The organism is Microbacterium resistens, assembly GCF_021172025.1.
Lineage (GTDB): Bacteria > Actinomycetota > Actinomycetes > Actinomycetales > Microbacteriaceae > Microbacterium > Microbacterium resistens.
The window spans coordinates 729,559-746,724 of record NZ_CP082781.1 but is presented as its reverse complement, the minus strand read 5'-3'; the positions used below and the strand labels follow the sequence as shown (position 1 = coordinate 746,724).

General features: G+C 71.5%; 16 protein-coding genes. 3 read left to right on the top strand and 13 right to left on the bottom strand.

Annotated elements, in window-relative coordinates:
• Positions 1–2: 2 nt before the first annotated feature.
• Together K8F61_RS03500 and recO are read right to left on the bottom strand one after the other, a co-directional pair.
• Complete coding sequence (locus K8F61_RS03500) at positions 3–842, bottom strand: isoprenyl transferase (protein WP_067242645.1); 840 nt, start codon at positions 840–842, stop codon at positions 3–5.
• Positions 839–1,567 carry a DNA repair protein RecO gene (gene recO / locus K8F61_RS03495; RefSeq protein WP_067242647.1) on the bottom strand — a complete coding sequence of 243 codons (729 nt, stop codon included), beginning with the start codon at positions 1,565–1,567 and terminating at the stop codon, positions 839–841. The genes K8F61_RS03500 and recO overlap by 4 nt, the downstream gene beginning before the upstream one ends.
• Positions 1,568–1,603: 36 nt before the next feature.
• Here recO and K8F61_RS03490 point away from each other — a divergent pair, with 36 nt between their 5' ends.
• Positions 1,604–2,299, top strand: coding sequence for a trimeric intracellular cation channel family protein (locus K8F61_RS03490; protein WP_067242649.1), 696 nt, complete (start codon positions 1,604–1,606; stop codon positions 2,297–2,299).
• Positions 2,300–2,463: 164 nt separating this feature from the next.
• Here the strand turns inward: K8F61_RS03490 and leuA are convergent, their stop codons facing one another.
• The gene (leuA, locus tag K8F61_RS03485; protein WP_067242651.1) at positions 2,464–4,218 is read right to left on the bottom strand and encodes a 2-isopropylmalate synthase; all 1,755 of its coding nucleotides are present in this window, start codon (positions 4,216–4,218) and stop codon (positions 2,464–2,466) included.
• Positions 4,219–4,474: 256 nt separating this feature from the next.
• On the opposite strand from leuA, the gene thrC reads away from it, so the two are divergent.
• Positions 4,475–5,896, top strand: a complete 1,422-nt coding sequence (thrC, locus tag K8F61_RS03480; RefSeq protein ID WP_231820697.1) for a threonine synthase — start codon at positions 4,475–4,477, stop codon at positions 5,894–5,896.
• A 37-nt stretch (positions 5,897–5,933) separates the two neighbouring features.
• Complete coding sequence (locus tag K8F61_RS03475; protein WP_231820696.1) at positions 5,934–7,712, top strand: DUF2207 domain-containing protein; 1,779 nt, start codon at positions 5,934–5,936, stop codon at positions 7,710–7,712.
• Between the two features lie 16 nt (positions 7,713–7,728).
• Here the strand turns inward: K8F61_RS03475 and K8F61_RS03470 are convergent, their stop codons facing one another.
• From K8F61_RS03470 to K8F61_RS03425, 10 genes are read right to left on the bottom strand one after another with little or no spacing between them, the layout of a single operon-like run.
• Positions 7,729–8,709, bottom strand: a complete 981-nt coding sequence (locus K8F61_RS03470; protein ID WP_231820695.1) for an NADP-dependent oxidoreductase — start codon at positions 8,707–8,709, stop codon at positions 7,729–7,731.
• 1 nt (position 8,710) lies between these two features.
• Positions 8,711–9,676, bottom strand: a complete 966-nt coding sequence (gene era, locus K8F61_RS03465) for a GTPase Era (protein ID WP_231820694.1) — start codon at positions 9,674–9,676, stop codon at positions 8,711–8,713.
• Positions 9,666–10,973, bottom strand: a complete 1,308-nt coding sequence (locus tag K8F61_RS03460) for a hemolysin family protein (protein WP_067242658.1) — start codon at positions 10,971–10,973, stop codon at positions 9,666–9,668. The genes era and K8F61_RS03460 overlap by 11 nt, the downstream gene beginning before the upstream one ends.
• Positions 10,970–11,431 carry an rRNA maturation RNase YbeY gene (ybeY, locus tag K8F61_RS03455; RefSeq protein ID WP_067242660.1) on the bottom strand — a complete coding sequence of 154 codons (462 nt, stop codon included), beginning with the start codon at positions 11,429–11,431 and terminating at the stop codon, positions 10,970–10,972. Before ybeY ends, K8F61_RS03460 begins: the two co-directional genes overlap by 4 nt.
• Positions 11,428–12,468, bottom strand: coding sequence for a PhoH family protein (locus tag K8F61_RS03450; protein ID WP_231821507.1), 1,041 nt, complete (start codon positions 12,466–12,468; stop codon positions 11,428–11,430). Before K8F61_RS03450 ends, ybeY begins: the two co-directional genes overlap by 4 nt.
• A gap of 52 nt (positions 12,469–12,520) precedes the next feature.
• Positions 12,521–12,868 (bottom strand): HIT domain-containing protein, encoded by a 348-nt coding sequence (locus tag K8F61_RS03445; RefSeq protein ID WP_067242665.1) that lies wholly within the window; start codon positions 12,866–12,868, stop codon positions 12,521–12,523.
• Positions 12,869–12,923: 55 nt separating this feature from the next.
• Positions 12,924–13,652 carry a 16S rRNA (uracil(1498)-N(3))-methyltransferase gene (locus tag K8F61_RS03440; RefSeq protein WP_231820693.1) on the bottom strand — a complete coding sequence of 243 codons (729 nt, stop codon included), beginning with the start codon at positions 13,650–13,652 and terminating at the stop codon, positions 12,924–12,926.
• Between the two features lie 12 nt (positions 13,653–13,664).
• A complete protein-coding gene (gene dnaJ / locus K8F61_RS03435; RefSeq protein WP_231820692.1) occupies positions 13,665–14,774 on the bottom strand; it encodes a molecular chaperone DnaJ in 1,110 nt (369 codons plus the stop codon).
• 48 nt (positions 14,775–14,822) lie between these two features.
• Positions 14,823–15,857, bottom strand: a complete 1,035-nt coding sequence (gene hrcA, locus K8F61_RS03430) for a heat-inducible transcriptional repressor HrcA (RefSeq protein WP_231820691.1) — start codon at positions 15,855–15,857, stop codon at positions 14,823–14,825.
• A gap of 43 nt (positions 15,858–15,900) precedes the next feature.
• Entirely contained in the window at positions 15,901–17,130 is a 1,230-nt protein-coding gene (locus K8F61_RS03425) for a PucR family transcriptional regulator (protein WP_231820690.1), read from the bottom strand.
• Positions 17,131–17,166: the final 36 nt, after the last annotated feature.

Here is a 17,166-nt window from a genome sequence, read left to right as displayed (position 1 = left end):
GATCAGGCCGGTGGGTCCGCCGTGTCCGGGGCGTCCACCGCGCCGCCGAAGCGACGATCGCGGGACAGATACACCTCGATCGCCCGCCACAGCTCGCGGCGCGAGAAGTCCGGCCACAGGGTGTCCAGGAACACCATCTCGGCGTAGGCGGACTGCCACAGCAGGAAGTTGGACGTCCGCTGCTCGCCCGAGCTGCGCAGGAACAGGTCGACGTCGGGCATGTCGGGCACGTAGAGGTGGCGGCGGATCGCCTTCTCCGTCACGGCGCTGGGCTTCATCCGCCCGGCCTTGACCTCGTCGGCGATGGCGCGGACCGCGTCCACGAGCTCCACCCGACCCCCGTAGTTGACGCACATGGTCAGCGTGAGCACGTCGTTTCCGCGGGTGAGCTCCTCGGCGAACTGCAGCTCCTTGATGACGCTCCCCCACAGCCGCGGCTTGCGACCGGCCCACCGCACCCGCACGCCCCACTCGTTGAGCTGATCGCGGCGCCGGTGCAGCACGTCCCGGTTGTAGCCCATGAGAAAACGCACCTCCTCCGGGGAGCGCGCCCAGTTCTCCGTCGAGAACGCGTAGACCGACAGGTGTCGTACGCCCGCCTGGATCGCACCGGCGACGACGTCGAGCAGGACCTCCTCACCGGCCTTGTGCCCCTCGATGCGGCTGAGCCCGCGGCGATTCGCCCACCGCCCGTTGCCGTCCATGACGATCGCGACGTGGTTCGGGACGGCGGGGAAGGCCGGCGGCTGCTCGCCGGTCCAGTCCAGAGGGCGGTACGGCACCGCATCACGGTGCGTGTACGGCTTGGGGGAACGGGGGTGCTGCTGCGCGCGAGGGGTCACCGCGCTCCTTCCACGTGGGCGAGCGAGCGGATGCCGCGCTCGAGATGCCATTGCGCGTACGCGGCGATCAGACCGGACGCGGCGGACGCGTCGGCGGCGGCGGCCGCATCGACCCGGCTCCAGTCACCGGCCATCAGGGAGCGCAGCAGATCGAGCGCCGACGCCGCGATCCGGGCGCTGCCCGCCGGCGCGCAGTCCTCGCACACGAGCCCGCCCATCTGCGCGACGAACGTGGTGTGCGGGCCGGGTCGCGAGCACCGGGCGCAGTCGCCGAACGAGGGCGCCCATCCCGACAGCGCCATGACGCGGAGCAGATAGGAGTCGAGGATGCTGCGCGCGGCGTGCTCGCCGCGCGCCAGCGCCCGAAGGCCGCCCACGAGCAGCAGGTACTGCTCCGGCGTGGCCTCGGCGTCGTTGAGCCGGTCGGCGGTCTCGACCATGGCGTTCGCCGCCGTGAACCGTTCGTAGTGCAGCGCGATGTCGGCGCCGTAGGAGCCGAGCGACTCGGCCTGCTGCACGATGTCGAGCGAACGCCCTTCGTACAGCTGCACGTCCGCGACCATGAACGGCTCCAGGCGGGAGCCGAACTTCGAGGAGGTGCGCCGGACCCCCTTCGCGACGGCACGGAGCTTGCCGTGCCGTCGCGAGAGCATCGTGACGATGCGGTCCGCCTCACCGAGCTTGTGGGTGCGCAGGACCACCGCTTCGTCTCGGTAGGTCGGCATTGTTCGATTATCCCTCGCGGCGGGGACAATGGAGGGGTGACCGATCCGCTCTTCTCCATTCCCCTCTGGGCCGACCTGCTGGGCGTCGGCCTCGGCGGCGTCCAGGGCGCGATGTTCGCCTCGGGGTTCCAGGGACAGCGACGGCTCGATCTGCTCGGAGTGGCGATCATCGGCATCATGATCGGCATGGGCGGCGGTCTCATCCGCGACATCCTGATCGGCCAGCCGCCCGCGACGCTGCAGAGCAACTGGTATCTGCTCACCGCCGCCGGTGCCGCGCTCGTCGGGATGCTGCTGGCGGGCGTCTTCCAGCGGCTCAACGCGGTGATCGTCGGCCTGGACGCGGTCGTCATCGGGATGTTCGGAGCCTTCGGCACGAGCAAGGCGATCGCCTTCGGGATCCCGCCGGTGCCCGCGGTCTTCATCGGGGTGTGCGCGGCGGCGGGCGGCGGCATGCTCCGCGACGTGCTGATGGGTCTTCCGGTGGCCATCATGCACGTCGGCTCGCTGTATGCGGTGGCGGCCGGCGCCGGCTGCGCCTTCATCGTCGTGGCCCACGGGCTCGGGATGGGCATCGTCCCCGCGGCCGTCGTCGGCATCGCCGTCACGGCCGTCATCCGGGTGCTGGCGGTCGTCTTCGACCTCTCCCTCCCGGAGCAGCGACGCCTGCACCGCCGCAAGGTCGCGGCGGAGACCGGGCTCATCCCGATCATCAAGCCGTCCGCGGACTGATCCGAGCGACGCGCCGAGACCCCCTTTCCACGCCGAGACCCCCTCGCACGCGCGCTTCCCCGGAGGGGTTTCGGCGGGCGGAGGGGGTCTCGCGAGAGAAGGATCGGATCAGAAGGATCGGATCAGAAGGATCGGATCAGAGGGACCGGATCGGACGGATCGGGTCAGACCGCGGCGAGCTCCGCCGCACGGGCCCGGATCGACCGGTTGACGCCCGACACGATCGCCTTGAGCGACGCGGTCGAGATGTCGCCGTCGATCCCCACGCCCCACAGGCGCTGGTCTCCCACCTGCAGTTCCACGTACGCGGCGGCCTGCGCGTCGCCGCCGGAGCTGAGAGCGTGCTCGACGTAGTCGTAGACCGTGATGTCGAAGCCCTGCGCGCGCAGCACCTCCACGAACGCCGCGACGGGCCCGTTGCCGGAGCCGGACACGGCGAGCTCCTGCTCGTCGTCGCGGAGCACGACGTCGAGCACCACCTCGCCGGACATGTCGCTGCGGGTCTGCGTCGCGAGGAGCTCGAACCGCCCCCACTTGTCCTCGGACGAGGCCGCCGGCAGATACTCGTCGGAGAAGATCGACCAGATCTGCTCGCTCGTGACCTCGCCGCCCTCCGCGTCCGTCTTCGCCTGGACGACGCCCGAGAACTCGATCTGGAGCTTGCGGGGCAGGTCGATCGCGTGGTCGGCCTTCAGGAGGTAGGCGACCCCGCCCTTGCCGGACTGCGAGTTCACCCGGATCACGGCCTCGTAGGAGCGCCCGAGGTCCTTCGGGTCCACCGGCAGGTACGGCACCGCCCACTCGATCTCGTCGACGGAGACGCCCTCGGCGTCGGCCCGGGCGGCCATCGCCTCGAAGCCCTTCTTGATCGCGTCCTGGTGCGATCCGCTGAAGGCGGTGAAGACCAGGTCCCCCGCCCACGGGCTGCGCTCGGGCACCGGGAGCTGGTTGCAGTACTCGACGGTTCGCTTGACCTGGTCGATGTCGCTGAAGTCGATCTGCGGATCGATCCCCTGCGTGAACAGGTTGATCCCGAGCGCGACGAGGTCCACGTTCCCGGTGCGCTCCCCGTTGCCGAACAGGCACCCCTCGATGCGGTCTGCGCCCGCCATGTAGCCCAGCTCCGCGGCGGCGACCGCGGTGCCGCGGTCGTTGTGCGGGTGCAGCGAGAGGATGACGTTCTCGCGGTGGTTCAGATGACGGCTCATCCATTCGATCGAGTCGGCGTAGACGTTCGGGGTCGCCATCTCCACGGTCGCCGGGAGGTTGATGATCACCTTGCGCTCCGGCGTGGGCTCGAAGACCTCGAGCACCTGGTTGCAGATGTCCGCCGCGAACTCGAGCTCGGTGCCGGTGTAGCTCTCCGGCGAGTACTCGTAGTACACCGCGGTCTCGGGGATGCGCTTCTCGTACTCGCGGCACAGCCGGGCCCCGTTCAGGGCGATGTCGATGATCCCCTGCCGGTCGGAGCGGAAGACGACCTCCCGTTGGAGGACGCTCGTGGAGTTGTAGAGGTGCACGATGGCCTGCTTGGCTCCCGCGATCGCCTCGTAGGTCCGCTCGATCAGGTGCTCGCGCGCCTGGGTGAGTACCTGGATGGTGACGTCGTCGGGGATCAGGCCCTCGTCGATCAGCTGGCGGACGAAGTCGAAGTCCGTCTGGCTCGCCGACGGGAACCCGACCTCGATCTCCTTGTAGCCCATCTGCACGAGGAGCTCGAACATGACGCGCTTGCGCTCGGGCGACATCGGGTCGATGAGGGCCTGATTGCCGTCCCGCAGGTCGACCGCGCACCAGCGCGGAGCCTGCGTGATGCGATTCGACGGCCAGGTGCGATCCGGGAGGTCGACCCGGATCTGCTCGTGGAAGGGCCGGTACTTGTGGACCGGCATGGACGAGGGGCGCTGCGTGTTCTTCATGAGGGGCGTTCTCTTCTCGGGTCTCGCGGGAGTCGGGCCAACGCGAACACCGCGACGAGGTGGGCCCTTAGAACGAGGACTCGTCGCGGCGGATAAGGAGAAGCAGAACGCCCGCGCGCATGCGGCCATGCTAGCACCGACGTTCCGCCGGGCGCACACTCCGCGTCATGGAGGCCCGGAGCGGGCGCGGTTCCTGCGAGAATCGAAGGGCGCGCCCGTCGCGCGGCCCGACACCCCGAACGATCGAGGAGCATCCGTGCACTACATCTCCACCCGCGGCGGCGGGGAGCCGAGGACGTACGTCGAGACGCTGCTGGAGGGTCTGGCCTCGGACGGCGGGCTGTCGGTGCCCGCTTCGCTGCCGACGGTGTCCGCCGAGGAGCTCGAGTCCTGGCGCGAGCTGGACTACGCCGAGCTGGCGACAGAGGTCCTGGGCCGCTTCGCGACGGACATCCCCCGCGAGGACCTGGCGGCGCTGTGCCGCGCCGCATATGCGCCCGAGGTGTTCCCGACCCCCGTGCCGCTGCGGGCGATCGACGGCGGGATCACGCTGGTCGGCCTCTCCGAGGGCCCGACCCTGGCGTTCAAGGACATGGCGATGCAGTTCCTCGGACACGCGCTGGAGTACGCGCTGGAGCGCACCGACGGCGTGCTGAACATCCTCGGCGCGACGTCGGGCGACACGGGCTCCGCCGCCGAGCACGCGCTGCGCGGCAAGGACAGGATCGGCGTCTTCATGCTCTCCCCGCAGGGCCGGATGAGTCCGTTCCAGCGCGCCCAGATGTACTCGCTCCAGGACGACAACGTCCACAACATCGCGGTCGAGGGGGTCTTCGACGACTGCCAGGACCTCGTCAAGCGCCTCTCCGGCGATCTGACGTTCAAGCAGGCCCAGCATCTGGGCGCGGTGAACTCGATCAATCTGGCGCGCATCACGGCGCAGGTGGTCTATTACTTCTGGGCCTGGCTGCGTGCCACCGACGCCGTACCCGCGCCGCGCCGTGCCGACAGCGCGGTCTCCGTCACGGTTCCCTCCGGCAACTTCGGCAACATCCTCTCCGGGTACTACGCGAAGGGGATGGGCGTGCCGATCCGGCGGCTCGTCCTCGCGGCGAACGAGAACAACGTCCTGGACGAGTTCTTCCGCACCGGTGTGTATCGGCCGCGGTCGGCCGCAGAGACCCTCGCGACGTCCAGCCCGTCGATGGACATCTCCAAGGCCTCCAACTTCGAGCGCTTCGTCTACGACCTGTTGGACCGCGACCCCTCCCGGGTGCGCGCGGCGTGGGCCGAGCTCGCCGAGACCGGTGCGATCGACCTCTCCGCAGAGCTGTCGCGCCTCGACGGCGAGTTCGGCTTCGCCAGCGGGACGAGCACGCACGAGGACCGTGTCGCCACCATCCGAGCGGTCCACGCCGCCTCGGGCGAGGTCATCGACCCGCACACCGCCGACGGGGTGGCCGTCGCCCGCCGCTTCGTCGAGGACGGGGTGCCGATGCTGGTGCTGGAGACGGCGAAGCCGGAGAAGTTCGCCGACACGATCCACGAGGCCCTGGGGATCGACCTGGACTACTCCCCCGAGCTGCGCGCCATGCTCGACGCCCCGCAGCGGGTGACCGAGATGCCGAACGACGAGCAGGCGCTGCGGACGTACATCGCCGAGCACGCCCGGCACTGACCCGGACGCGCCGCCCGACCGGGTTAGCCTGGCCGACATGGCGAAACGACTCCGAACCATCGTCCTGACCGCCGTCGCCCTGGTGCTCGCCGCGGTCGCGGTCGCCATGCCGTCGGCGGCGACGGCGGATGTGAACGACTTCCGCTATTCGTCGTGGGACGCGCGCTACGAGCTCGGTCTCGACGACGCGGGTCGCGCCTCGCTGCGGGTGACGGAGACGGTGGTCGCCGAGTTCCCCGAGACCGACCAGAACCGCGGCATCGTCCGGGGCCTGCCGGAGAAGTACCGCGGCGTGCCGATCTTCCCCACCGTCGTCTCCGTGCGGGACGCCGACGGCGCGTCGGTGCCGTATGAGACCGACTCCGAGGACGACGTCCTCTTCATCGCGATCGGGGACGACTCCTTCCAGCACGGCTCGACGACGTACGTCATCGAGTACACGATGCGCGATGTGGTGCACCGGCCGGACGACGCGGACGTCGACGAGTTCTACTGGGATCTGCTCCCGCTCGACAGCACGCAGCCGGTCGACGCGTTCCAGGCCACGATCCAGTTCTCCGACGCGCTGGCGGGCCGCCTGACCGGCGATCGTTCGTGCTATCGGGGCGGCTACGGCTCGCGGGACACCTGCGAGATCGCCCCGGACGGAGCGGGCGGCTTCCGCGTCGGTGCCCGGGATCTGCCCGCGGGTGCCGGCATCACGGTCGCGTTCGCGATGGAGCCCGGGACGGTGGAGCCGTCGCCGGCGAGCAGGCCGGACGCGGTGACCGACGTCGTGCCGTACGCGGTCGCCGGCGGTGGAGCGCTGCTGGTTCCGGTCCTGGGGGCCGTCGCGCGCGGCGCGGTCCGCCGTCGCCACCGCGCGCAGGGACGCGGTGTCGTCATCGCGCAGTACGAGGTGCCGGCGGTCCTTCCGCCGCTGCTGGCCGGCGAGCTCCTCGGTGCCGCCTCGCGGGCGACCGCCGCCGAGATCGTGCATCTCGGCGTGCACGGCGCCCTCCGGATCGAAGAGGGCGGGAAGAAGCCGACGCTCACGCTCCAGGATCCCGCGCGCATCCCTGACCCGCTGGACGGTGCGGCCCTCGCCGCGCTGTTCCCCGCTCGCGTCGCCGGGACACGGCTCGACCTCGCCGAGCCCGACAACGCCGTGGCCGGACGCCTCTCCCGGCTGCCGAAGGCGGGCCGCGACGCCGCCGAGCGACGCGGACTGATCCGTCGGGCGCGCTCGCGCACGGCCGTCGTCATCGGCATCGCGGGCGTCCTCGCCGGGCTGGTCGCGATCGGGCTGAGCGTCCCGGGCCTCGTCGTCCAGCGCGACGCCGCCATCGCCGCCTTCGTGATCTCGATCCTTCTCACGGCGGTGCTGATCGTCATGGCCGTGGTGCTGTCGCAGCGTATGAGTCTGCTGACCCCGGCGGGAGCGGAGGCCTGGGAGCACCTCCAGGGCGCACGCGAGTACATCCGCCTCGCCGAGGCGGATCGGATCCGGATGCTCCAGTCCTACACGGGTGCCGAGCGGCGCCGGGACGGCCAGGCGGACGTGATCGTGCTGTACGAGCGCCTGCTCCCGTACGCCATGCTCTTCGGGATGGAGAAGGAGTGGGGCCGCGTGCTGGCCGTGCACTACGAGAACGAGGACGCCGCCCCGTCCTGGTACACGGGGTACGCCATCGGGTCGCTGGGGTCCTCGCTGTCGCGCATGGGATCCTCGCTCCACGCCACGCCGGTCGCGTCCTCCTCGTCCTCCTCCAGCGGATCGTTCGGCGGAGGCTTCTCCGGCGGCGGAGGAGGCGGCGGCTTCTCCGGCGGACGCTGACCGCCCGAGGGCGGAGCTAGGGGATCAGGGCGAAGGCACCGCCCGGGTGCCCCTGGGCGAGCAGGCGCAGCGCCGCCGGCGCCTCGGCCAGGGGGAAGGTGCGCGACACCGGCACCTCCAGCCCGCCGCGTTCGGCGAGCTCCACGAGGCGCCCTCGCGCGTCGTCGCGGAACCGGGCGCTGTCCGGCCGGGATCCGGCGATCCACCGGAACCCCTCCGCCGACGCGCGGTCCGCGGCGGCGATGGTGACGATCCGCGCCCGATCCTGCACGAGCGCGAGCGACGCCTCCACGGCCTCGTCCGTGCCGACGGCATCCCACGCGGCGGACAGGGGGCGTCCGATCTCGGCGGCGATCGTCCGCACCCGGTCGATCAGGCCCGGCCCGTAGACGACGGGATGCCCGCCGAACCGGCGCACCCGGTCCGCTCCCGCAGCGCTCGAAGTCCCGATGACGACGGCGCCGATCCGCCGGGCCTGCTGCAGCGCGCTCATCCCGACCGAGCCGGACGCGCCGTGCAGGAGCACGAGGTCGCCGGCCGAGACCTCCGTCACCGCCAGCATCTCGGCCGCCGTCGTCCCCGCCAGCAGGAGGTTCGCCGCCGCGGGATGGTCCATCCCCGCCGGCTTCCGGAAGGCCTTCTCGGCCGGGATCGTGAGCGCCGAGGCGTAGCCGCCACGGACCCGGAAGGCGATGACCTCGTCCCCCTGCGCCGCCGGGCCGGAGCCGATCCGGGTGACGGGCTCTCCGGCCGTCCCCGGACCGAGGGCGACGATCTCTCCCGAGACCTCGTAGCCGATCGGCACCGGCCACTCGACGGCGGGCCCGGTGGAGCGCGGTGCCGCGACGTGCTTCGCGTCCGCGGGGTTGACCCCCGCGGCGCGGACCCGGATGGTCACCTCGCCGGGTCCGGGGTCGCGCACCGGGGTCTCGAGGAACCGCCAGGTCTCCGGGGCTCCCCAGGACGGGGCGACCCACTGTCGCGCCGTGCCCGCCATGTCAGAACCCGAGCCGGCCGAGCTGCTTCGGATCGCGCTGCCACTCCTTGGCCACACGCACGTGCAGCCCCAGGAACACCCGCGTCCCGAGCATCTCCTCGATCCCGGCCCGCGCGCGCGAGCCGACGTCCCGCAGACGCGCGCCCTTGTGCCCGATGATGATCCCCTTCTGGCTGTCCCGTTCCACGACGATGCTGGCGTGCACGTCGAGGATGTCCGAGTCCTCGCGCGGGGCGACGTCGTCGATCGTGACGGCGATCGAGTGCGGCAGCTCATCCCGCACGCCCTCCAGGGCCGCTTCCCGGATGATCTCGGCCATGCGGTCCTCGTCGGACTCGTCGGTCACCGTGTCCTCCGCGTACAGCGCGGGCCCCTCCGGCATGAGGGCGAGAAGCTCGTCGGCCAGCACGTCCAGCTGCAGGCGGGTGAGCGCGGAGAGCGGGATCACCGCCGACCAGTCCTCGCGGAGGGAATCGACCTCCATGAGCCGCTCGGTGATCTCGTCCCGCGCGGCGGCATCCGCCTTGGTGACGATCGCGACCTTCTTCGCGCGCGGGTAGCCGTCGAGCGATGCCGCGATGCGGCGGTCCCCGGGCCCGACCTTCTGGTCCGCGGGCACACAGAAGCCGATGACGTCCACGTCTCCCAGGACCTGCTCGACGAGATCGTTCAGCCGCTCCCCGAGCAGGGTGCGCGGGCGATGGATCCCCGGGGTGTCCACGATGACGAGCTGGCCGTCCGGACGCGTCACGACCCCTCGGATCGCACGGCGCGTGGTCTGCGGCTTCTCGCTGGTGATCGCGATCTTCTCGCCCACCAAGGCGTTGGTGAGGGTGGACTTGCCGACGTTGGGCCTGCCGACGAACGTGACGAACCCGCTGCGGTGCGGCGATTCCAGGCCGGTCCGCTCCGGGCGGGCCTGCTCGAGACCGGCCGGCTCGGCCCCCGCGTCGTGCTCAGTGTCCATGCTGGTCCTCCTCCTGCTGCTGCGCCTCTTCGCCCGGGGGCTCCTCCGCGCGCTCGACGAACACCGTCGCGAGCCCGCGGCCCCGTCCTCGGGACGTCCCCCCGGTGAGGACCAGCCCTCGGACGTTCGCGGTCGAGCCGGGCTGCGGGATCCGGCCCAGCTCCTTGGCGAGAAGACCCGCGATGGAATCGACGTCGTCGTCCTCGAGCTCCACGCCGAACAGGTCGCCCACATCCTCCAGGCTCGTGCGCGCGCTCACCCGGTATCGTCCGGGCGCGACGGCCACGACCTCCGCGATCGGCTGGTCGTACTCGTCGGCGATCTCCCCGACGAGCTCCTCGATGAGATCCTCCAGCGTGATGAGCCCGGAGATGCCGCCGTGCTCGTCGACCACCAGGCACACGTGCACGGCATCCCGCTTCATCTGCTGCAGCAGCGTCTCCGCGCGCATCGACTCCGGCACGAAGGCCGGCGGGCGGGCGATCTCGCGCATCGTGGCGTTGCGCCACCCGGTCTCGTCGCGGAAGGCGAACTGGACGAGATCCTTCAGGTACAGCACGCCGACGACGTCGTCGGCATCGTCGTCGACGACCGGCACCCGGGAGACGCCGCGGTCCAGGAACAGCGACATCGCCTCCGTCGGCGTGGCATCCGCATCCACGGTGACCATGTCGGTGCGCGGCACCATCACCGCCCGCACGAACTGATCGGTGAAGTCGAACACGGAATGGATGAGCGCGCGGTCGTCGGCCTCGATGAGGTCATGGGACGCGGCCTCGTCGACCATGCTCAGCAGCTGCTCCTCGGAGGCGAAGCTCGTCCGCCCCCCGCCGGGGGTCACGCGCGCACCGAGCACGGCCAGCCCCTGCGCGAGCGGCCCCATGATGATCCGCAGGCCGCGGATCACCGGCGCGCACCCGCGCAGCATGGTGTCGGCGTGCCGGCGCCCGAAGGAGCGCGGGCTGGCGCCCACCAGCACGAAGGTGATGCCGGTCATCAGCACCGCGGCCGCCAGCATGGCCCACCAGATCTCGTCCAGCAGCAGCACGAACGCGACGGTCACGAGGACCGCGGCGGTGGTCTCGGACAGCACGCGGATGAAGGCGACGGCGTTCGCGTGCGGATCCGGATCCTGCGCGATGCGCTGGAGGGCCACGGCGTTTCGCCCTTCGCCGCTCATCTCGACCAGGTCCGAGCGTGAGGTCACGGAGAACGCGGCGTCGATGGCCGCCATCAGCCCGCCGAAGCCCACGAGCAGCACGGCGCCGGCGAGGAGGAGGAGCGCGGTGACGGTCATCGGCGGCGACGTTCGGCGGCCGCGAAGCCGACGATCAGCTCCTTCTGGAGCCCGAACATCTCCCGCTCCTCATCCGGCTCGGCATGGTCGAAACCGAGAAGGTGCAGGAGACCGTGCGTGGTCAGCAGGATCAGCTCGTCCATGAGGCTGTGGCCGGCGGTGACGGCCTGTCCCTCCGCGACCTGGGGACACAGCACGATGTCGCCGAGCAGCCCCGGCGGCGTCGGGCGGTCCACGGTGCCCGGCCGAAGCTCGTCCATCGGGAAGCTCAGCACGTCGGTGGGACCGGGCTCGTCCATCCACTGCACGTGCAGGGCCTCCATGGCGCCCTCGTCCACGAGCACGATCGCGACGTCGGCGTCCGGGCTCACGTTGAGCTGGGCGAGGTTGTGCTCCGTCAGCCGCAGCAGCACCGTCTCGTCGACGTCGATGGCGGACTCGTTGTTGATCTCGATCATGAGCGTCCTCGTTTCGGCATGCGGTCCCGCGGCCCGCCCTGTGTCCCGTGCCCCCGCAGGGACGATCGCCGCTCCGCGCGATTGGCGAACTCCGCGGCCTGCTCACGCTCGGTCCGCGCCGCCAGGCGCTGCTCGTCGTACTCGCTGTACGCGTCCACGATGCGGCCCACGAGCGTGTGCCGGACGACGTCATCGCTGGTGAGCCGGGAGAAGTGGATGTCGTCGATGTCCTTGAGGACGCGCGTGACGAGCCGCAGACCGGAGGCGCCCTGCGGCAGGTCGACCTGCGTGATGTCGCCGGTGACCACCATCTTCGTGCCGAAGCCCAGCCGGGTCAGGAACATCTTCATCTGCTCCGGCGTGGTGTTCTGCGCCTCGTCGAGCACGACGAAGGAGTCGTTGAGCGTGCGGCCGCGCATGTAGGCGAGCGGAGCCACCTCGATCGTCCCCGTGGCCATCAGCCGCGGCACGATCTCGGGGTCCATCATCTCGTTGAGCGCGTCGTAGAGCGGGCGCAGGTACGGATCGATCTTGTCGGTGAGCGTACCCGGGAGGAACCCGAGCCGCTCCCCCGCCTCCACCGCGGGGCGCGTGAGGATGATCCGCTCGACCTCCTTGCGCTGCAGCGCCTGCACGGCCTTCGCCATCGCGAGGTAGGTCTTCCCCGTGCCGGCGGGTCCGATGCCGAAGACGATCGTGTTCTCCTCGATCGCGTCGACGTACTCCTTCTGTCCGAGCGTCTTCGGGCGGATCACGCGTCCTCGAGAGGACAGGATGGCCTCGCCGAGCACCTCGCTCGGGCGCGGACCGTCGCCGCGGCCCAGGATGCGGGCGGACTGCGTCACGTCGGCGGGACCGAGATCGTGCCCGGACCTCGTCATCGCGATCAGCTCCTCCACGAGGGCGCGGGCCGCTGCCACGGCCTCCGAAGCGCCGGTGAGCGTGATCTCGTTCCCGCGCACGAGCACCTCCACCTCCGGGTGCTCCTTCTCCAGCACGCGCAGGAGCCGGTCCTGGGGTCCGAGCAGCTGGACCATCGCGATGCCGTCCGCCTCGATGCGCGCGGTGATACGGCGGTCTGCCGATTCGTCAGAAGCCAACGAGCTTGTTCTCCTCGATGTTGCCGAGCACATGGGCGTGCACGTGGAAGACGGACTGGGCGGCGCTCGCGCCGTTGTTGAAGATCAGGCGGTACTCGCCGTTCGCGTGCTCATCGGCGATGCGCTTCGCGGCCGCGACGAGCTCGGCGAGCAGACCGGGGTCGCCCGCCGCCAGCTCCGTGACGTCGCGGTACTCCTCGGTCTTCGGGATGACGAGCGCGTGCAGCGGCGCCTGCGGGTTGATGTCCCGGATCACGAACACGCGGCCGGTGTCGAGCAGGATCTCGCCGGGGATCTCGCCGTTCAGGATGCGTGTGAAGATCGAGGGCTCGGTCATGCGTGCCAGTCTATCCGCGCCGGTGGGCCCGCGTCCGTCGTCGCGGCGCCTCTCCTCACCAGCGTCCGAGCGCGGACGAGAGCAGGGCGATCGCGGCCGGACCCGCCGTGGAGGTGCGCAGCACGGTGTCGCCGAGCCGGACGCGCTCGGCTCCCGCGTCGCTGAGCCGCTCGAGCTCCTCCGGTGCGATTCCGCCCTCCGGGCCGACGACGAGGACGAGGTCGCGGTCATCGACCTCGATGGCCGAGAGCCGTCCGGGCGCGGTGGGGTCGAGGAGCAGCACGCGCTGGGCGGCCGCCCGCGCGACGAGGTCGGCGGTGCGCTCCGGGGCGGCGACGTCCGGGATCCAGGCGCGATGCGCCTGCTTCGCGGCCTCGCGCACGATGCTGCTCCAGCGCTCGCGCCCCTTGACCGCCTTGGCGCCCTCCCAGCGGGACACGCTGCGCGCGGCCTGCCACGGCACGATCTCGTCGGCCCCGAGCTCGCACGCGGCCTGCACGGCGAGCTCGTCCCTGTCCCCCTTCGCGAGCGCCTGCGCCAGCACGATCCGCGGGGCCGGACGGGGCACCTCCCGTCGCTCGGCGATGCGCACGTCGACCCGCCCGGGCTCGACGTGCTCGGCGCGGCCTTCGAGCCAGACGCCCCGCCCGTCGCCGAGGGTCACGACCTCGTCGGGGCGGACGCGGCGGACCACCGCCGCGTGCTTGGCCTCCGCTCCGGTGAGCGAGACGACCGCGCCCGGTTCGGCGCCCGCGGCGTCGTCGATGAGGAAGTGCAGCGCCATGGCCAGCCCCGATCAGCCGTTGCGGAAACGGTCGCGAAGCTTGGAGAAGAGCCCCTGATGGAACTCCGACAGCCGCGGGGACGGCGCCTTGGCGCGCTTGGCGAAGTCCTCGATCAGCGCGCGCTGCTTGCCGTCGAGCTTCGTCGGGGTGAGCACCTGGACGCCGACGCGCAGGTCTCCGCGCTGGCTGCCGCGCAGCGGGGTGATCCCCCGCCCCTTGATCGTCAGCACGTCGCCGGACTGGACACCCGGGCGGATCTCCAGATCCACCGACCCGTCCAGGCCGTCGATCGTCGTCGTGGCCCCGAGGATCGCATCGGTCATCGCGACCTCGAGCGTGGCGAGCAGATCGTCGCCCTCCCGGCTGAACGTCGGATGCGGCGTGACGGTGACCTCGATGTACAGGTCGCCGTTCGGCCCGCCCGCGCGCCCGACCTCGCCGGACCCGGGAAGCTGCAGCCGGAGCCCGGTCTCGACGCCGGCGGGGATGTCGAGGCCGACGGTGCGCCGCGAACGGACGCGACCCTGGCCGTTGCAGGTGGCGCAGGGATACGGGATGGTCGTGCCGTATCCCTCGCAGGATCCACACGGCGCCGTCGTCAGCACCGTGCCCAGCAGACCGCGGACCTGCTGCTGCACGTGGCCGGTGCCGCGGCAGATGTCGCAGGTGACCGGAGAGGTCCCCTCCTGGCAGCACGAGCCCTGGCAGGTCTCGCAGAGGACCGCAGTGTCGACCTCGATGTCGCGGTGGACGCCGAACACGACGTCGCCGAGGTCGAGGGTGATCCGCACGAGCGCGTCCTGTCCCCGCTCGCGCCGGGAACGCGGACGTGCGGAGCGCCCGCCGCCGGCCGCTCCGAAGAAGGTCTCGAAGATGTCGCCGAACCCGCCGAATCCGCCGAATCCGCCGCCGTTCTCGTCGCCGCCCATGTCGTAGCGGCGCCGCGCATCGGCGTCGCTGAGCACGTCGTACGCGTGCGTCACGAGCTTGAACCGCTCGGCGGCCTCCTCGCTCGGGTTGACGTCCGGGTGGAGCTGGCGCGCCAGCCGCCGGTACGCCTTCTTGATCTCCTCCTCGCTCGCGTCACGGGACACGCCGAGGACCTCGTAGTGGTCAGCCACAGTCACCTTTCCGGACGGGCGTGCTCCGCCTCGTCCCCCGCGCGTCGCTCAGCGACCCGCCTCATCCTCGTCGAGCAGCCGCGACAGATAGCGGGCCACGGCCCGCGCCGCCGCGAGGTTGCTCGGATAGTCCATGCGCGTCGGGCCCATGACGCCGACGCGCGCCGTCCCGCCCGGCGACATGTAGTTGCTCGCCACGATCGACGCCTCGGGCAGCCCGAAGGCCTCGTTCTCCGCGCCGATGCTCGCGGCGAGCCCCTGCTCGTCCGTGACCATCTCGCTCATCAGACGCAGCAGGGTCACCTGCTCCTCGATCGCCTCCAGGAGCGGGTGGATGCTGCCGCGGAAGTCGTGCTCCCGGCGGGCGAGGGTCGCCGCGCCCGCCATCACCAGCCGTTCCTGGCGGAACTCCTCCAGCTCCTCGGACACGGCACGGACCAGCGCGGCCTGCGCGATCCCGAGCGGAGTGGCCTCGGGGGCGTCCTGGAGGGCCGCGATCCCTTCGAGGCCCCGACGCACCGAACGGCCCGTGAGCAGGACCGTGAGACGTGCCCGCACGACGGCGATCTCGGCGTCGTCGAGGTCGGCGGGAAGGGTCACGATGCGCTGCGAGACCCCGCCGGCATCCGTGACGAGCACGGTCAGCAGGCGGTTCGGCGCGAGGGCGACCAGCTCCACGTGCGTGACGTGCGCCCGCGCGAACGACGGGTACTGCGCGAGCGCCACCTGGCCGGTCAGCCGCGTCAGCACCCGCACCGTCCGCACCATGAGGTCGTCGAGATCGGCGGGATCCGTGAGGAACGCGGTGATCGCGGAGCGCTGCGCGCTCGAGAGCGGGCGCAGCTGCGCCAGGTGGTCGACGAAGACCCGGTAGCCCTTGTCGGTCGGCACCCGGCCCGACGACGTGTGGGGCGCGACGATCAGGTCCTCGTCCTCCAGCTGCGCCATGTCGTTGCGGATCGTGGCCGCGGACACTCCGAAGGCATGCCGCTCGACGATCGACTTGCTGCCGACCGGCTCGTTCGTCTCGACGAAGTCCTCCACGATGGCGCGAAGGACCTGGAGGCCCCGTTCACTGACCATCCCGCCCTCCTTCGCTGGCACTCGCCCGTACTGAGTGCCAATTCTACTCGGTTCCGCCGGAAACGCTCCCCGCCGCACCGCCGCGGGCGTCCTCCTCCCGTCGCGCCGCGATCAGCGCTGCCCGCAGCTGGGCGGCCCCGGTGGGCGTGGTCGCGTCCCATCCGCACAGGACGGCGATGCGGCCGAGACGGTAGTCGACCGTGTTCGGGTGCACGTGCAGAGCCGCCGCCGTCCTCCTCCTGTCCCCCTCCAGCGCCAGATAGCGTCGCGCCGTGAGGACGAGATCCTCGCTCAGGGGATCCAGGGAGCGAGCGAGGGCCTGCCGCGCGGGCCCGGGACGGGAGTTCTGGTAGTCGAGCAGCATCGCGTCCAAGGTCGCGACGCGATCGGTCCCGCCGACGTCGTCCCGGACGAGCGCGAGGGCGAGCAGCTCCTCCGCGACGCCGACCGCGTCGGCCACCCCGGCCGGCGACGCCTCGCTCCAGCCTGCTGCGGACCGGTCTCCGAATGCCGCCGCCAGACTCTCGCCGATCCGCTCAGCCACGCCCGGTCCCCGCACCGGAACGAGGGCCGTGCCGCCCGCGGACGTGAGCACCGCCAGCACCTCCTCGCCCGGGACCGCGGCGTCGATCGCCGCGCGGAGCCGTTGGACGTCCCGTCGCGCGGCGACGCCGTCTGGCGCCCCGCCGGGCTCTCCCACGATCCGCACCGCCAGCACCCCGTACCGATCGGCGAGCGGCCGTCCGGACCGGTGCGCCGCGGAGACCGCGTCCCCACCCTGGGTCAGCGCGGTGAACAGGGCGAACCGCCCCTCCCTCTCCCCCGCGTGCACGACGGTCCAGACGCGTTCCTGGTCCTCCGCGAGAGCGCCGCCGATCCGCTCCAGCAGGTGCATCAGCCGCTCGCCGGCGTCCGCCAGCGACGCCGCCTCGTCCCGTGCCGCGCGCTCGCGCACGAGCGCCCAGACCTCCTGGATCCCGCGGTGGTACGCGGTCATGACCGAGGCGAGCGAGGCGCCCTCTTCGAACCGCCGGATCGCAGAGGCGCGGATCAGCTCCAAGTCCGCCTCGCGCCCGGCGAGGACATCGGCGACCGCCCGGAGGCTCTGCGCCACGGACCACCGGATGTCCGCGGCGATCGACGTCGCGCCCATGCCGTGGGCCGCCGGGTCGGTCGGCGCGATCGCTGCGATCACCCGTTCGACGAGCTCCCGGGAATCCCGCACCTCGGCAGAGAGGTCGCGCCCGGAGAGTCGGATAGCGGATGTTGTCATACATCACAAACTACGCCCCGCGAGTTCCGGGAGTCG

Excerpts from the sequence above, each read along its gene's own strand:
- recO (WP_067242647.1), bottom strand. The coding sequence starts at position 1,567 with ATGCCGACCTACCGAGACGAAGCGGTGGTCCTGCGCACCCACAAGCTC.
- leuA (WP_067242651.1), bottom strand. The coding sequence starts at position 4,218 with ATGAAGAACACGCAGCGCCCCTCGTCCATGCCGGTCCACAAGTACCGG.
- K8F61_RS03475 (WP_231820696.1), top strand. The coding sequence starts at position 5,934 with ATGGCGAAACGACTCCGAACCATCGTCCTGACCGCCGTCGCCCTGGTG.
- K8F61_RS03470 (WP_231820695.1), bottom strand. The coding sequence starts at position 8,709 with ATGGCGGGCACGGCGCGACAGTGGGTCGCCCCGTCCTGGGGAGCCCCG.
- era (WP_231820694.1), bottom strand. The coding sequence starts at position 9,676 with ATGGACACTGAGCACGACGCGGGGGCCGAGCCGGCCGGTCTCGAGCAG.
- K8F61_RS03460 (WP_067242658.1), bottom strand. The coding sequence starts at position 10,973 with ATGACCGTCACCGCGCTCCTCCTCCTCGCCGGCGCCGTGCTGCTCGTG.
- ybeY (WP_067242660.1), bottom strand. The coding sequence starts at position 11,431 with ATGATCGAGATCAACAACGAGTCCGCCATCGACGTCGACGAGACGGTG.
- K8F61_RS03450 (WP_231821507.1), bottom strand. The coding sequence starts at position 12,468 with ATGGTCCAGCTGCTCGGACCCCAGGACCGGCTCCTGCGCGTGCTGGAG.
- K8F61_RS03445 (WP_067242665.1), bottom strand. The coding sequence starts at position 12,868 with ATGACCGAGCCCTCGATCTTCACACGCATCCTGAACGGCGAGATCCCC.
- K8F61_RS03440 (WP_231820693.1), bottom strand. The coding sequence starts at position 13,652 with ATGGCGCTGCACTTCCTCATCGACGACGCCGCGGGCGCCGAACCGGGC.
- hrcA (WP_231820691.1), bottom strand. The coding sequence starts at position 15,857 with ATGGTCAGTGAACGGGGCCTCCAGGTCCTTCGCGCCATCGTGGAGGAC.
- K8F61_RS03425 (WP_231820690.1), bottom strand. The coding sequence starts at position 17,130 with ATGACAACATCCGCTATCCGACTCTCCGGGCGCGACCTCTCTGCCGAG.